Here is a 14,570-nt window from a genome sequence, read left to right as displayed (position 1 = left end):
CGGTCTAAACCTGTCTCAAATCAGGCGGACTGGGCGCTGAACTGGAGCTTGGCCAGGCGCGAATAAAGCGGGTTGGATTGGGCGAGCTCGCCATGCTGGCCCTCGGCGACGATCCGGCCCTCATCGAGGACGAGAATGCGCCCGGCATTCCTCACCGTCGCCAGACGATGGGCGATCACCAAAGTCGTGCGGTGCCGGGTGAGTTCCGAGATCGCCTCCTGGATCAGCGCCTCGCTTTCGGCATCGAGCGCGCTCGTCGCTTCATCGAGCAAGAGGATCGGCGCGTCGCGCAGGATCGCACGACCGATGGCGATACGTTGGCGCTGGCCGCCCGACAAAGTGATGCCGCGTTCACCGACCTGAGTGTCGTAGCCTTCGGGCAGCTTTTCGGCGAATTCCTCGATGTGGGCGGCGCGGGCCGCCGCCTTTATCTCAGCCAGCGAGGCTTCGGGCCGGCCGAAGCGGATATTGTCGAGGACGGAGCCCGAAAAGATAACCGTTTCCTGCGGCACCACCGCGATGCGCGATCTGACCGCGCGCGGATCGGCCTCGCGGACATCGACGCCATCGACCAGAATACGGCCCGCTTGCGGGTCGTAGAAGCGCTGAAGCAACGCGAAGATCGTGGATTTGCCCGCTCCTGAGGGACCGACGAGCGCCACAGTCTCGCCCTTGGCCACGGAGAAGCTGACGTCGTCGAGCGCCGGCCCGTCGGGCCGGGTCGGATAATGGAAGCTCACCTTGTCGAAGACGATCTCGCCCCTGGCGGGCGAGGGCAGGGGCACCGGCGAAGGCGGGGCGGCGATGGCTGGCTTCTCGTCGAGAAGCTCGGCAATGCGCTCGGCCGCGCCCGAAGCGAGCTGAACCTCACCCCAGACCTGCGACAGCTCGCCGAGCGCGCTGGCGGCGAGAACCGCATAGAGCACGAACTGGCTGAGCGAGCCCGCCGACATGGCGCCGGAAATGACCTCGCGGGCGCCATACCAGAGCACCGCCGTGACCGAGCCGAGCGAGAGGAAGATGATAGCGGCGGTCAAGAACGCGCGGGCACGGGTGCGCTTGGCCGAGGCCTCGAAAGCGACAGCAGTGGCGTCCTTGAAGGCCGTGATGGCGGTCAATTCCTGGACGAAGGACTGGACGGCCGTCATCGCCAGCAGGCGCTCCTGAGCGTAAGCCGCAGAATGAGCAAGCGTGTCCTGCGCCTCGCGTGACAGCGCGCGCACCCGCCGGCCGAAGAAGATGAGCGGCAGCACGATCAGGGGAATGGCCAGGAGCACGAGCCCCGACAGTTTGGGACTCGTCACCACCATCATCACGGCGGCACCGATCAGCATCACCAGATTGCGCAGCGCGACCGAAGCCGAGGTCGAGAAAGCCGATTTGATCTGGGTAGTGTCGGCGGTCAGGCGCGAGACGATCTCGCCCGAGCGGTTCGCCTCATAGAAAGCCGGACTCAGATCGAGCAGGTGCTTGAACAGGAGATCACGTGTATCGGCGACGATGCGCTCGCCGAGCCAGGTGACGAGATAAAAGCGGGCGGCGGAGGCGAGCGCCAGGACGGCAACCACCGCCAGCATCACCGCGAAATACCGGTTGATGAGGAGGTTGCCCTCGGCCGAGAAGCCATGGTCGATGACCCGGCGCACCGCCAAGGGCACACTGAGGGTGGCCAAAGCCGCGACCACCAGGGCCAGGAAGGCCAAGGCGACAGGCAGGCGATAGGCCGTGAGCAGAGGGAGGAAGCGGCGGAGCGGCTTCAGGCTCTTGCCGGCAGGCCGGGCCGGGGTGGTATCTTGGGTTGAACGAGCCATTCCGCTCCAGTTAGACCACCCGGACCGCCCTAAAAAGGGGCCAAGCCGCCGCACTTGCGTGCAGGGTCCCCCTCCTGTATAGACGCCGCCCGAAGCCCCTTGAATTTGCAGTTTTCCGGGCGCCCGGGCGCGCCGCCAAGAGAGTTTACGCCATGAAGAAAGACATCCATCCCAATTACCACACGATCAATGTGGTCATGACCGACGGCAGCAAGTTCCAGACGCGCTCGACCTACGGCAAGGAAGGCGACACGCTCAATCTCGACATCGATCCGAAGTCGCATCCGGCCTGGACCGGCGGTCAGCAGACGCTCATCGACCGCGGCGGCCGCGTCAGCAAGTTCAAGCAGAAGTTCGGCTTCCTCAACAAGTAAGCCCGAAATTCCGCCTTTACGCTATAAACCCGGCCCTCGCGCCGGGTTTTGTGTTTGGGAGGACAGGACATGCCGCAGGACACCAGGGACCGCATCGCCATCACCTATTGCACCCAGTGCCAATGGCTTCTCCGGGCGGCCTGGATGGCGCAGGAACTGCTCTCGACCTTCTCCACCGAACTCGGCGAGGTCGCCCTCGTTCCGGGTACGGGCGGCATTTTCCAGATCGCCTGCGGCGACGAAGTGATCTGGGATCGTAAGCGGGACGGCGGCTTTCCAGACGTCAAGACGCTCAAGCAGCTGGTGCGCGACCGGATCGCTCCGGAGCGCGATCTCGGTCACACCGACCGCGCAGGCCTTGCTAGCGACTGAGATCCCCGTCGGGCTGGTTGAGATAGATCAGCACGCCGATGATGGCGACGTAGAATTTGAAGGCAGCCTCCTGGCCGTTCCAGGTCTGCGACTGCCACATGGCAAACCATTCGCCGCCCACCACCATGAAGCCGAAGAACCAGACGAGGAAGCCCATCGTGGCGCCGATGACGGCGAACCGCTTGGCCTTGTTGAACTCGGCGCCGGTCGCGTGGCGCGCCTTCCAGAGGTGCCAGGCGCCGATGAGGAACAGGATGAAAGTCAGGCCTTCGCCCAGGATGATGAACCAATAGGCCACATGCCAGAGACTCTCATTGGTGATGGCACGGTACATCAGCTTGTTGCCCGGGAAAGTTGTGTCCATGTTGAGCACATGCTGGACGAAAGCGAAGTTCGAGCCGAAATCGGTGATGTTGCCGAACGTCACCATGAAGGCGAAAGCCGCCAGGCACAGGCACATGATGATTTTGGACAGACGGACGGTCATAATCGAATCTCCCCCGAATGCGATTGCGCCATTTTAACTAGAGCGGGTACGCATCGCCATGAGATAATCCGGTTGAGCCGTGAGGAGCCCCCATGCGCAAATGCATCATCGCACTGACCGATAGCGCCAGGCGCTATGCGGACGGCCATGGGATCATGAAGGAAGTGACAAAGCTCGGCCTCGACGACGACTGCCTTCCGGGAGATATCGTATCTCTCGAACGCGAGGAGATGCCGCATGACTTCGTGATCCTGCGGCGGCGCTGGGTGATCAGCGGCGAGGGCCGGCGGCTGGAACTAACGCTGGATTACCCGGCCCGGCCGTTGAAGGTCTGAACGCCGAATATGGTCGGGAGCCGAGCTTTCCTCATTGTTTTAGAAACGAAGCAAACACTCGAGTCCTCATTGTCGGACTGCAGAGATGGAAGCGGCAAGCGTTTCAGCGGCGTGCCACTTTGAACACAGCAGCCAGACGGTCCATCTGGTGGCTCACCGGGCTCGGCTGCGGCGGGGAGAACCGCGCTTTGGTTGAGAGCATTTCATCCAGCTTCTGAATGCGCTCATGCAACCTGAGCGAGCGGTCGACGAGATCCTTCAAGGCGGCGGGGATCTGATCGAAGCCAGTCAAGGTATGGCCGGCGCCGATTTCGGACAGATGGATGCGGTGCTTTTCCTTGGAGGCATCCTCCAGCGTGATTTCACCGGCAGAGACGGCGCGCTGCAACAGAAGCCAGGAAGCGAGCTGCATGAGCCTCGTCGTCAGGCGCATGCTTTCAGTCGCATAGGCAATGGCGCCGGTGCGGTCGAGGAGGCGGGCATCCTGACGGCCCGGTCCGTCGAGATAGTTCGCGGTCTCTTCGACCAGGCCCATGCCTTCCTTGAAGATCGAAGCGAACTGATCGGACGCGGTGAAGCGCGCCAGAAAGTCGACCAGGCTCTCGCCGCGGTCATTCGTTGATTTGTCCCCTATCGCCGTCATGAGAATCGATTCTTTCGTTCTTCCTCCGTCTCACCCTCATCGGAAGGGGCTAACGGAACATTAAAACTTGCGTCATTTTCGGGCACTATCCACAGAAAATGGCCCGGCACTCGTCACGGAGCAATTTGCGGGCCAAAAAAAAGCCGCGCAAAGCGCGGCTTAAAAGGTTCTAACAGGGAGGCGTCAAACAGAGTGGACAGGAGCCACTCGGAGAATCCAGATGACTGGATTACATTGACAAAAATACAACCGAATCCCTTACTGATTGGTTAACGATACGGTTGCTTAACGCAAAAAGAGTCTGAACGCGGCTCAGCTCCTGAAAAACGCATCGGCGGCGGCCTTGCTCGACTGCTTGTCGGCAATGGCTTCACGGATGCGGACGACCTCGGCTTCCAAAAGGTGAACGCGGTGTTCGAGTTCGGCAACCGACAGCAGGGCCAGATCTTCGCCAATGACGATGTCGGGTTTCTTGAGCGGACGGATGTCGTCGAGGTCCATGGGCCTACTCCCTTGACGATGTGAACAGAATGGGCAGTTTGGCCTCTGCTTCCCGCACGTGCAAGTATAGGAGCCTACCATGTCAGCGCTGCCCCACCAGATGACCGCCATCGCCATCACGACACCCGGCGGACCTGACGTGCTCAAAGCCGAGGCGACCGCCCTTCCGGTCCTCAAGGACAGCGAGGTGCTGATCAAGGTCGCTGCCGCCGGTGTCAACCGGCCGGATGTATTGCAGCGCCAAGGCGGCTATCCGCCGCCCGCCGGGGCGCCGGCGACGCCGGGCCTCGAAGTGGCGGGCCATGTGGTGGCCATGGGGGCACAAGTGACGCGCTACCGGGAAGGCGACTCCGTCTGCGCTCTGGTGCCGGGCGGCGGCTATGCGGAGTATTGCGCGGCGGCCGAGGACAATGTCCTGCCGGTGCCGCAAGGGATATCCCTCATCGAGGCGGGGGGCATTCCCGAAACCTTCTTTACCGTATGGACGAATGTCTTCGAGCGGGCCGGGCTCAAGCCCGGCGAGACGCTCCTCGTCCATGGCGGCTCGAGCGGCATCGGCACAACGGCCATCATGATGGCGCACCAGCTGGGCTCACGTGTCTTCGCCACCGCGGGCTCGGCCGAAAAATGCCGCGCCTGCGAGGCCTTGGGAGCGGAGCGCGGCATCAATTACCGGGAGGAAGACTTCGTCGAGGTCGTCAAGTCAGCTACGGCGGGGAAGGGGGCGGACGTCATCCTCGACATGGTGGGAGGCGACTATGTCGGGCGCAATCTGGCGACCGCGGCGATGCATGGGCGGCTTGTCAATATCGCCTTCCTCAAGGGCTCGAAGGTGGAGGTAGATCTTCTTCCCATCATGCTGAAACGGCTCACTCTTTCAGGGTCTACCCTGAGGCCCCGCAGTGTCGCCGAAAAGGCGCAGATTGCCCGGGCGCTGGAAGCCCGGGTCTGGCCGCTTCTGGCCGAGGGCAAAATCCGGCCGCAAATCTACCGGACCTTCCCGCTGGCGGAGGCCGCGGAAGCGCACCGCCTCATGGAATCGAGCGCCCATGTCGGCAAGATTGTGCTTGTGCCGTGAGGGCCGCAGCGCCTATATAACCCTTATTCCATTCATCTTTTGATCTCGCGATCACAGAGCCATCGGTTCTGAAGGAGTTTTTACCTATGTCACGCGCACCGCTGATGCCCAAGGCCACCGCCGTGTGGCTCGTCGAGAATACCGCGCTCACCTTCCGCCAGATCGCCGACTTCTGCGGACTGCACGAGCTCGAGGTAAAGGGCATCGCCGATGGCGATGTGGCGCAGGGCATCAAGGGACTCGATCCGGTGACCGGCGGCCAGCTCACCCGCGAGGAGATCGAGAAGGGCGAGAAAGACGCCGAATACCGTCTGAGGTTGCTGGAGCCCAAGGTCAATATCGCTATTCAGAAGTCGACCAAGGGACCGCGCTACACGCCGGTATCGAAGCGCGGTGACCGGCCCGATGCGATTGCCTGGCTGTTGCGCTATCATCCGGAACTGCCGGACTCGCAGATCATGAAGCTGGTCGGCACCACCAAGACGACGATCGCCGCGATCCGCGACCGCACCCATTGGAATGCCCCCAACATCAAGCCGGTCGATCCGGTGTCGCTGGGCCTGTGCTCGCAGATCGATCTCGATTTCGCGGTGCAGAGAGCGGCGCGCAAGGCCGGCCGCGGAATCGCGCCCGACGCCGAGCCAGTGCGCACTCTGATTCCGGCCGCGGCGGCGGTCGCACCGGCCGAGCCGCATGAAGAAGAGGCCCCACGTCCGAAGAAATCGGATGAGGACGAATATGACGCCGATTCCGTCTTCGCCAAGTTGAAAGGCCTCAAGGCGCCGTCAGAGGACGAATAATGCGTGTACTGATCATCGGGGCGTCTGGCACGCTCGGCCAGGCGGCCGTCGCGGCGCTGAAAGGCCGGCATGAGGTCATCACCGCCGGGCGCTCGTCGGGCGACGTAAAGGTCGACCTACTCGACCGCGCCTCGATCGAGCGCATGTACAAGGAGGCGGGCAAGCTCGATGCCGTCGTCGCCTGCACTGGGCATGCGCATTTCGGTCCGCTGGCGACGATGACCGAGGACCAGTTCATGCATGGCCTCAAGGACAAGCTGATGGGGCAGGTCAACGTCGTCCTCATCGGACAGTCGCTCATCAATGATAGCGGATCCTTCACGCTGACCGGCGGCGTGCTCGACCGCGACCCGATCCGCAAGGGTGTCAATGCCTCGACGGTGAACGGCGCGCTCAATGCCTTCGCGCTCAGCGCCGCCATCGAGCTTCAGCGCGGCATCCGCATCAATGTGGTAAGCCCCACGGTGCTCGAGGCGTCGGCCCAGAAATATGACGGCTTCTTCCCGGGCCATATGCCGGTCTCGTCGGCGCGCGTCGGCCTTGCTTATGTGAAGTGCGTCGAGGGAGCGATCACCGGCCAGGTGATCAAGCTCGATTAAGCGCGCTTCTCAGGTTTTGGGCCGGACCGGCTGACGCAGCACCATCTTGCGCCGTTCGGGTGCGGTCCGGCTCCAGTCGTCCAGATAGATTTCATGATAGGCGCCAGCCGGCACCAGATTGTTTTCCGGCAGGAACCGCGTGTAAAGCCGCTCAAGCAGGGAAGGGATGTCCCGCGCGAGCCCGGCATGCATGATCTGGACGCATCTGCCTTCCTCGAAATGCTCCATCCGAAGTGTGTCGGGCACGACGCCAAGCTGTCTGTGGGCCTCGGCCACGGCGTTCGAAAATATCGTTTGGTCCGTCCAAACGGGAAGAGTGATCATCGCCCGCCACGACCACATCTCCTTGTTGCCGGTCGCAAGGTCGCGCATGTCTTGGGCCCAATACAGCATTTCGAGCGGCGCCTCGACAAACGCCTTGCCCATGCGCGCCCGGGCCTGGCGTCTTATCGGCTGGATGGCCGTGAAGAGACACTTCGTCAGGCGCGCGGCGGTATCATGCTCTGGCGGACCATGCCCATCGATCATGGCGAAGGGCAGTTCAGGGACGTCGACCAGGTCGAAATCCTTCGTGCCGGGCATATAGAGTTCCTTGAGCTTGGCGCGATCCTTGGTCAGGTCCATGTCGGTTCACTCCATCCAGGGCTTGGCTCGCATGTATTTCAGCGTCGCGGCGATCCATGATTTCTCTGCCGCCAGCTGGCCGGTCGTGAAGTCGAAGATCGCCTCGATGAAGTCGGGCTGCGGCTGACGCTCGAGACGAACACGTTCTATCCGCTGGATCTCTCGGGAAACTGCTGCTTTTCGGGATTCGAGCGCTGCGAGCGCGGTTTGGCGTGACAATGTCGGCCAATGGATCATGCCCAGCAAAACTGATGAATAAGTCGGACGGAACTCGCGCAGCGCCTCGAAAGTCTGCGCGCTCAGCGCCGCCTTGCCGGCAGGCGTGATTGAATAGGCTTTCCTGGCCTTGCGCGCGGAGGGCGTCCTTGTCACGACCAGCTCAGCCTTCTCGAGCTTGCCCAGTACAAAATAGATCGATGAGAATCCGATTTGCGTCCATTCGCGCATGCCGCGCTCAGCGATGACCTGCTCCAGCTCGTAGCCATGGCGCGGCATTTCGGCGAGTAGGCCCAGCACCAACAGCTCTGCATCCGTCAGTGAGCGAGGTTTCATTATCCTAGTGCTAGAATAAGAGCCAGGCGTAGTCAATCTTCGCGGATCCTCAGGCTTTCCTGGCAGGAAATATTTTGCTATTGTCGAAGTTCATTTTTGTTGTAGTTCCAACATTTTTATTGTAGCGTCAGCATTACTCAGAGTTCGATTATACATCGGCGAGTTCCCCATCATTTCCGCTGATCTACTTCATAAAGTGTAGTTATTGCAATAATTTGCTCGCGAGATGAGTTTTGAGATCGAGACTTGAGCGTGAGTTGGGTATTGCAACAATTGAGATAGTAAAAAGTTCAGTGCATTCACGCATCACCTTCCCCTCGACGGTGCGCGAGTGTGAGGCAGTTCACGGGAGGGGCCGAAAACACCAAAAGCTCCACAACGATGCGGTGCATGGCATGAACAAGCTTGTATGGGATGAATTCAGCACCTCGCTACCGGCGGACGGCGATCGCTTTCCGATATTCCACGCCGAAATGGCCGATTGCCAAGCGGTGCTCGGCGCCATCGCGCAAAGAGACACGCATTTTATGGGCATACTCAAACGCTGCCGATTGGGGAGCGTTGCCGTGATCAAGGTCTCGGCCAGCACTATGAGCCAGATACGCGCGTCAGAGCTCACCTACGACAGCTGTGATGCAGTTGTCGCGGTCATCTGCATCGACGGCAGCATCTTGTGCACACAGGGTGAGACGCCCTTCCAGCTTGGGCCGGGAGAGGGCGTGCTTTGCGACGGTGCCGAAGCAGGCGGGCTGCATATGGGCGCCGGGGCCAGCTGCTGGGCGCTCCAGGTCATGCGCGCCGACTTGGCGAAGGCGGCGCCGCATATCAAGCGGTTCGTCGGGCTCAAGCTCGGCACGAGCGGCTTGGCGGTCAGATTGCTGACCAAGTATCTCGACGGTCTCCAGGACAGCGAAACCCTGGGTGATGCGGAGGAGGTGCGAGTCTTCGGCGAGCATCTCATTGATCTCATCAGAATGGCAATCGCTTATGAATCTGGAGCACTCCAGCTCGCCGAACGACGCGGGGTGAGGGCTGCACGGCATGCCGCCGTTCTGCGGGAGATAGAGCGCAAGCTGGCCCAATCCACCTTGAGCGCCGCATCGGTCGCCGCGACCCTGGGCGTGACCCCGCGATATGTGCATTTTCTCCTCGCCGAAAGCGGCCTTACCTTTTCCGAGCATGTGCTAGCGAGACGGCTCAAGGCGGTAGGGGCGTTGCTAGCCGATGCCGGCAAGAGCACCCTCAAGATATCGGCGGTCGCGCGCCAGGCCGGCTTCACCGATATGTCCTATTTCAACCGCAGCTTCCGCGCTCACTATGGCGACACGCCCTCGGGCTTTCGCAAACGGATGACCAGCGAGACCGCGGATTGCGACGATGTGGCCGCCTGAGGGCGTATGTCACCGACAAGGTGAAAAAATCGGCCTTTCGATCGCCGTCCGTATGTGACCTAACGGCACAGTCCGTTTCGGCCGTAACCGACTGAATGGGCTTGAAATTGGGCGATTTGTCCCCATATGAGGAACATCGAATTTTCAACCCAACATTGTTGGCGGGCGCTTGTGAAGCGCGGAAATCCCGGATTTCAGAACATCGATCAAAGCGGCCATGCCGCGTCAGCAGCGTAGACCGCGGATGTACCGGCTACGCTGCCGACGAACCTTTGAAGAACCTGTTTGCGAGAAAGATCAATGTCTTATTCAATCAGTGCGAGCAAAGCGAAGGCCACCCACGATACCGCAATGGCCATTATCGAGAAGGATGCAAGGGAGCGCGCTTCCAAGACCGAGCACCTGCGCGCTTTGCGTCTGGCCAGGGAAGCACAGGAAGTGACAGAGCTCCAGGATGCCCTGCGAAGCGCCAAGTCACGCTCGCTCAAGACAAAGTCGCTGTCTGCCAGGAAAAAGGCATAGCGCTGCGGCATTTCGCTCCCGCCTTACCGGGCGAGCGATTTGCGGAACAATGTGTCGCCCGGATCGCCTTCATCGGTCGTTCGCCGGCCTTTCAAGGCGTAGAAGGCAGCGGCACGCGAGTCCGTCGCGGTCGTGAGCCAGGCCTCGCGATGGCCCATTTCAATCAGCCACGCCTCAGCTGCGGCGAGAAGCGCCGAGCCATGACCTTTTCCTTCGCGGCCGGGCTTGGTGAAGAGAGCGAAGAGCGAGGCGTTGCGCCGGTCGGCCATGGCGAAGGCGACGAGCCCGTCCTGTTCCTCCGCCACCCAGGCGCCGAGATCGCCCGCCGCCATTTCGGCGAGCGTTCCGTCCGGCGGGATGCCGCGTTCCGCCATCTGCTCCACGCTCATATGGTTCTCGCTGACTGAAATGCGGATCGCCGTCATCGCCGGCAGATCTTCGGGACGCGCCACGCGGATCATGAGCGCACCGGCACGGTGTAGTTGAGCGGCAGTCTGCCGCCATCCGCATAGATCGTCTGACCCGTGATGTAGCTCGCATCGTCCGAGACGAGGAAGGCCGCGATGGCGGCGATCTCCTCCGTCTCGCCGATACGTCCCAAAGGCGTGCGCGACAGAAGGCGGTGGCGCGCCTCGGGATCAGCATTCACTGTCGTCAGCATGTCGGTCATGATCGAGCCGGGGCCGATGGCATTGACGCGGATGCCATGCTCGGCCAAACCCAGCGCCATAACCTTGGTGAGCTGGTTGACGCCGCCCTTGGACGCCGAATAGGGCACTTGCGTCGCGATGGCGAAGACGGCGTTGACCGAAGACATGTTGACGATGGCGCCGGGCTTACGGCCCTCTCTCACCTGCTTCACCATCTGGCGTGCCGCCGCCTGACCCATCAGGAAATTACCTCTTAGATTGACGCGGATCACCCGATCGAAATCGGCTTCGGATATCTCAAGAATGTCACCTGCCGCGGTGATGCCGGCATTGTTGATGAGGATGTCGATCGCACCATGGCGCGTCACGACGATGCCCACGATGCGATTCACATCTTCGGCATCGCCGACATCGCAATGAAGATAGGAAGCACCGTCGCCCAGCGCGTTCGCGGCTTCCGCGCCACGCGCATCGTCGATATCGGTGAGGACGACACGGGCCCCCTCGGCGAGCAGGCGCTCGGCGCAGGCGCGGCCAATGCCTCTCGCCGCGCCGGTGATGATGGCGATCCTGTCCTTCAACTTCATGATGGGCCCAATGCTATCAGGGAAACGTGCCGCCCTTATCGGGGTCGATGATGAGCGAGGCCAGCGTCACGTGGCGCGGCCGCGTCAGCGCAAAAATGCCGGCCTCGACGATGTCACGGTTGGTGACGAGCGAATCCGCCGGGCGCTCCGCCGCCCAGTCCTCGGCATCGAGCGGCGAGATGTCGACGAGATTGGGCGGATAAAGCGCGCTCACCCTGATCGGGCGACCCTTCAATTCCTGTTTGAGGCCCTCGGTCATGCCCGTTTGCCCGTGCTTAGCCGCATGGAAGGCGATCGACTCGCCATGAAGCGGCACATTCGGAAGTCCCGAGATCGAGACGATGTTGAGGATGTCGCCCGCGCCCGAGGCCTCGAGCGGCTTGATGAGGCCGCGGGTAAACAGGAGCGTGCCGGTCACGGCGGAGGAGATGGTGGTGACAATGGAGAAGGCGTCGTGCTCGTCCATCCTGCCGGGCAGCCACTGCGCGCCATTGTTGATGAGAATGTCGATCTTCTCCATCTCGTCGCGCAGCTTCTTGGCGGTGAGCGTCACCTGGCCGGGATCGGCGAGATCGAAGACAAGAGTGCGGGGCCTTTTGCCGGTGCGCAAACCGATCGCCTCGGCGGCGGTGGTCACCTGCTCGGTGTTGCGACCGGTCATGATGACGTCGGCGCCCTGATCGGCGAGGATGACCGCGAAGGCGGCGCCCAGGCCGCGGCCGGCGCCGGTGATCACCACGGTCTTGCCCGTGAAAGCCGACTTGCCCATCGAAGTCCCCTTCTTCTGCCCGTTCGGCCGAGTCTCAGCTAATAGGAATCGGCGGCGCCAGCGGCACGGGCGCAAGCGGCAATGACGAGCGAGGCCAGCACGACGAGTCCAAGCGCCAGAGGCAGCCCGCCCAGCTCGGCGAGCAGGCCGATGAAGGGCGGCCCGGCGAGGAAGCCGGTATAGCCGAGCGTCGTCACCGCGGCGATGCCGCGTCCCGGCGCCTCGGGTTCGAGCCGGCCGCCACCGGCAAAGAGAATGGGCGCGGCATTGCCGAGCCCCATGCCGGTGAAGGCAAGGGCCGCGATGGCAATGACGGGCGAGGGAATGACCAGCGCAATCGCCAATCCCGCCGCCGCCATCAGGGCACTCCAGCGCAAGAGCCGGGTGGCGCCGATTTTCAGGCGAAGCCTGTCGCCGAGAAGGCGTGCCGCCGTCATGCCGGTGGTGAATGCCGCGAAACCCAGGGCCGCCGTGCTGGCCTCGATCATGAAACGCTGCCGGAGCATCAAACCGGACCAGTCTATGATGGCACCCTCCGACATCAGGGTCAGGAAGCAAAGTGCGCCGAGGCCGAGCGATGCGCGGGTGGGCCAGACGAAGATCGCACCCGCGGCGCCCTTGTCGACCGCCGAAGGCAGGTAGAAGGGAATACAGGCAAAGAACAGGGTAAGACCGAGAAAAGTGGTGAGCAGGACCTGGCTCGTTTCGCCGATCACCGTGAGAAGCAGGGCGCCCAGCACGGTTCCAATCAGGGCGCCCAGGCTGTAGGCGGCGTGGACGAAGGACATCGACGGTCGCCGCAGCGCCTTTTCGACCGCGACGCCATGCGCGTTCATCGCGACGTCCATGCCGCCCAGGGCGGCGCCGAAGAGGAGGGCGGCCGGCAGGAAAGTCACGAGGTTCGGCGCCAGCGGCGGCAGGATGAAAGCGAGGCAGAGGGCAATGCCGGTAACCGCCGTGACCTTGGCGCTGCCGAAGCGGCTCGTCATGCCGGCGGCAAGCGGCATGGCGATGATGCCGCCAATCGCGATGGCGAGAAGGGCAAGCCCGAAGATGCCGTTGCCGACAGCGAGCCGGTCCTTGGCCAGCGGAATATGCGGAACCCAGGCGCCGACAATCAGTCCGTAGACGAGGAAGGTGGTCGCGATGGCGCCGCGCGCCCGGCGGATGACTCTAGGTGACATGGCGTGAGGCGCGCCCCGGTACTGGTTCAAGCGAGTTCCCCTATCACTTTGCGCGTCAGGCGGCAAAATGCGGATTGCGCTCGCGCGCAAAGTGTAGAACAAACGTTCACCGCCCAGTGCTACGCGAGGGAATGAAGCGGCATGCCGGGCGCCAATATTGACTATGACAGTGGGTGATTGAGGGAATTCACGGCATGACGCTGCGCAGCCTTGCCGTCGCCGCTCTCCTTCTGATGGCGACGATGTCCGTCCCGTGTGTTGCAGGCGATCAACGGCTTCTGGTTCTGGAAGGATCCTGGGTCAAATGGGGTGCGCCGGAATGGGGCACGGGCGCCACCGTGTCTTATGGATTCGTGGCGACCGAAGTGAAATCGCCCTCGGCACGCAACTGCGCCGCGCTTCTGCCACTCGACGGACTGGAGAAGCGAACAGGTTTGCCGGACAGCCGCCTGCGCGCCGAAACCGCCGCTGCCTTCGCGGCGTGGTCCGGCGTGACCGGCCTCACTTTCATCGCGGCTCCCTCCGCTGCAAAGGCCGATATTCTCATAGGTGTCCAAGGCAAGCCGGCGGGACGAGCGTTTACCAATATCGAACTCGACCAAGGCCCGCTGGCTGCGGCGCCGGTGGCGGAGAGAGGACTGGTCGCCACGGAGCCGGCGGCGCACCCTGCCGCGGCGCATCGCATAAGGTCGATCCGGCAGGCGCTGATCTGTCTCAACCCATCGGCCAGATGGAAGATCGGCTTCGACGGCGATCTCGATGTCTACGATCTGCGCTATACGCTCATGCATGAGATCGGCCATGCTATCGGCCTCGATCATCCGGGTGCGGCGGGCGCAGTCATGGGCTTTCGCTATGACGAGAAGCTCAAAGGGCCGACAGCGAGCGACAGTGAAGCGGCGCAGAAGCTTTATGGACCGCGCTTGAGATAGCCTGGCAGCGGATTACTCGAGCCATTCGGTGATGAATTTGCCGCTCGAATGGAGGTCGATCGTCTCGAGCGCACCGGGACCGACGTTGGCGAACTTATGTGGCGTGTGCGCCGGCGCGATGAGGATCTCGCCTGCCGTCGCGATGATCTCCTGATCGCCCAGCGTGAAGCGGCCGGTGCCCTGGCGTACGATGAAAGTCTCGGCATAGGGATGGGTGTGCAGGCGCGGCCCGCCACCCGGCCCAGCGATATAGTTGAAGATGATGCAAATATCGCCGCCATGGTCTCCTAGTTGCACTTCGCCCTGCCAGCGTTTTGGATGCTCGGCCCAGTCTTCGCGCTTGATCAGCTTCGTCATGG

Annotated in this window: 20 protein-coding genes; 9 read left to right on the top strand and 11 right to left on the bottom strand. The window is 62.3% G+C overall.

The genetic code is table 11. The features are described from left to right. Positions 1 to 20 precede the first annotated feature (20 nt). Positions 21 to 1,811: an ABC transporter transmembrane domain-containing protein gene (locus G5V57_RS03610; RefSeq protein ID WP_165166232.1), complete on the bottom strand. Its 1,791-nt coding sequence runs from the start codon at positions 1,809 to 1,811 to the stop codon at positions 21 to 23. A gap of 152 nt (positions 1,812 to 1,963) precedes the next feature. Between G5V57_RS03610 and rpmE the strand changes: the two genes are divergently transcribed. Then, entirely contained in the window at positions 1,964 to 2,185 is a 222-nt protein-coding gene (gene rpmE, locus G5V57_RS03605; protein WP_165166231.1) for a 50S ribosomal protein L31, read from the top strand. A 69-nt stretch (positions 2,186 to 2,254) separates the two neighbouring features. Then, positions 2,255 to 2,557, top strand: a complete 303-nt coding sequence (locus G5V57_RS03600; protein WP_165166230.1) for a SelT/SelW/SelH family protein — start codon at positions 2,255 to 2,257, stop codon at positions 2,555 to 2,557. Here G5V57_RS03600 and G5V57_RS03595 read toward each other — a convergent pair. Further along, complete coding sequence (locus tag G5V57_RS03595; RefSeq protein WP_165166229.1) at positions 2,547 to 3,044, bottom strand: DUF2165 family protein; 498 nt, start codon at positions 3,042 to 3,044, stop codon at positions 2,547 to 2,549. The two genes, G5V57_RS03600 and G5V57_RS03595, sit on opposite strands and share 11 nt — an antisense overlap. A 92-nt stretch (positions 3,045 to 3,136) precedes the next feature. On the opposite strand from G5V57_RS03595, the gene G5V57_RS03590 reads away from it, so the two are divergent. Next, complete coding sequence (locus G5V57_RS03590; protein WP_165166228.1) at positions 3,137 to 3,379, top strand: hypothetical protein; 243 nt, start codon at positions 3,137 to 3,139, stop codon at positions 3,377 to 3,379. A gap of 103 nt (positions 3,380 to 3,482) precedes the next feature. Here G5V57_RS03590 and G5V57_RS03585 read toward each other — a convergent pair whose 3' ends face one another. Both G5V57_RS03585 and G5V57_RS03580 read right to left on the bottom strand, forming a co-directional pair. Next, positions 3,483 to 4,022, bottom strand: coding sequence for a DUF1465 family protein (locus tag G5V57_RS03585; RefSeq protein WP_165166227.1), 540 nt, complete (start codon positions 4,020 to 4,022; stop codon positions 3,483 to 3,485). Between the two features lie 312 nt (positions 4,023 to 4,334). Further along, complete coding sequence (locus G5V57_RS03580) at positions 4,335 to 4,523, bottom strand: DUF1192 domain-containing protein (RefSeq protein WP_165166226.1); 189 nt, start codon at positions 4,521 to 4,523, stop codon at positions 4,335 to 4,337. Positions 4,524 to 4,602: 79 nt separating this feature from the next. On the opposite strand from G5V57_RS03580, the gene G5V57_RS03575 reads away from it, so the two are divergent. From G5V57_RS03575 to G5V57_RS03565, 3 genes are all read left to right on the top strand, one after another. After that, positions 4,603 to 5,601: an NAD(P)H-quinone oxidoreductase gene (locus G5V57_RS03575; protein WP_165166225.1), complete on the top strand. Its 999-nt coding sequence runs from the start codon at positions 4,603 to 4,605 to the stop codon at positions 5,599 to 5,601. Positions 5,602 to 5,687: 86 nt separating this feature from the next. Next, the gene (locus tag G5V57_RS03570; RefSeq protein WP_165166224.1) at positions 5,688 to 6,401 is read left to right on the top strand and encodes a DUF1013 domain-containing protein; all 714 of its coding nucleotides are present in this window, start codon (positions 5,688 to 5,690) and stop codon (positions 6,399 to 6,401) included. Continuing rightward, positions 6,401 to 7,000, top strand: coding sequence for a short chain dehydrogenase (locus G5V57_RS03565; protein ID WP_165166223.1), 600 nt, complete (start codon positions 6,401 to 6,403; stop codon positions 6,998 to 7,000). The genes G5V57_RS03570 and G5V57_RS03565 overlap by 1 nt, the downstream gene beginning before the upstream one ends. A gap of 9 nt (positions 7,001 to 7,009) precedes the next feature. On the opposite strand, the gene G5V57_RS03560 is transcribed toward G5V57_RS03565, so the two are convergent. Both G5V57_RS03560 and G5V57_RS03555 read right to left on the bottom strand, forming a co-directional pair. Continuing rightward, positions 7,010 to 7,624: a GyrI-like domain-containing protein gene (locus G5V57_RS03560; RefSeq protein ID WP_165166222.1), complete on the bottom strand. Its 615-nt coding sequence runs from the start codon at positions 7,622 to 7,624 to the stop codon at positions 7,010 to 7,012. A gap of 6 nt (positions 7,625 to 7,630) precedes the next feature. After that, positions 7,631 to 8,176, bottom strand: a complete 546-nt coding sequence (locus tag G5V57_RS03555) for a PadR family transcriptional regulator (protein ID WP_165166221.1) — start codon at positions 8,174 to 8,176, stop codon at positions 7,631 to 7,633. A gap of 395 nt (positions 8,177 to 8,571) precedes the next feature. Between G5V57_RS03555 and G5V57_RS03550 the strand changes: the two genes are divergently transcribed. Both G5V57_RS03550 and G5V57_RS03545 read left to right on the top strand, forming a co-directional pair. After that, the gene (locus G5V57_RS03550) at positions 8,572 to 9,567 is read left to right on the top strand and encodes a helix-turn-helix domain-containing protein (RefSeq protein WP_165166220.1); all 996 of its coding nucleotides are present in this window, start codon (positions 8,572 to 8,574) and stop codon (positions 9,565 to 9,567) included. Positions 9,568 to 9,867: 300 nt separating this feature from the next. Then, positions 9,868 to 10,089: a hypothetical protein gene (locus G5V57_RS03545; protein ID WP_165166219.1), complete on the top strand. Its 222-nt coding sequence runs from the start codon at positions 9,868 to 9,870 to the stop codon at positions 10,087 to 10,089. Between the two features lie 23 nt (positions 10,090 to 10,112). Here the strand turns inward: G5V57_RS03545 and G5V57_RS03540 are convergent, their stop codons facing one another. Genes G5V57_RS03540 through G5V57_RS03525 form a run of 4 tightly spaced genes read right to left on the bottom strand, consistent with a single transcriptional unit; the run spans position 10,113 to position 13,279 of the window. Beyond that, positions 10,113 to 10,541, bottom strand: coding sequence for a GNAT family N-acetyltransferase (locus G5V57_RS03540; protein ID WP_165166218.1), 429 nt, complete (start codon positions 10,539 to 10,541; stop codon positions 10,113 to 10,115). A 5-nt stretch (positions 10,542 to 10,546) separates the two neighbouring features. Next, on the bottom strand, positions 10,547 to 11,326 hold the full coding sequence (locus tag G5V57_RS03535; protein WP_165166217.1) for an SDR family NAD(P)-dependent oxidoreductase: 780 nt from the start codon (positions 11,324 to 11,326) through the stop codon (positions 10,547 to 10,549). 16 nt (positions 11,327 to 11,342) lie between these two features. Continuing rightward, entirely contained in the window at positions 11,343 to 12,095 is a 753-nt protein-coding gene (locus G5V57_RS03530) for an SDR family oxidoreductase (RefSeq protein WP_165166216.1), read from the bottom strand. A 38-nt stretch (positions 12,096 to 12,133) separates the two neighbouring features. After that, complete coding sequence (locus tag G5V57_RS03525) at positions 12,134 to 13,279, bottom strand: MFS transporter (protein ID WP_165166215.1); 1,146 nt, start codon at positions 13,277 to 13,279, stop codon at positions 12,134 to 12,136. Between the two features lie 194 nt (positions 13,280 to 13,473). Here G5V57_RS03525 and G5V57_RS03520 point away from each other — a divergent pair, with 194 nt between their 5' ends. Further along, complete coding sequence (locus G5V57_RS03520; RefSeq protein WP_165166214.1) at positions 13,474 to 14,211, top strand: matrixin family metalloprotease; 738 nt, start codon at positions 13,474 to 13,476, stop codon at positions 14,209 to 14,211. Between the two features lie 12 nt (positions 14,212 to 14,223). On the opposite strand, the gene G5V57_RS03515 is transcribed toward G5V57_RS03520, so the two are convergent. Beyond that, a complete protein-coding gene (locus G5V57_RS03515) occupies positions 14,224 to 14,568 on the bottom strand; it encodes a cupin domain-containing protein (RefSeq protein WP_165166213.1) in 345 nt (114 codons plus the stop codon). Positions 14,569 to 14,570: the final 2 nt, after the last annotated feature.

The organism is Nordella sp. HKS 07 (assembly GCF_011046735.1).
GTDB lineage: Bacteria > Pseudomonadota > Alphaproteobacteria > Rhizobiales > Aestuariivirgaceae > Taklimakanibacter.
Note: the sequence above shows the minus strand (reverse complement) of the source record. Positions and strands in the feature narration are given on the sequence as shown.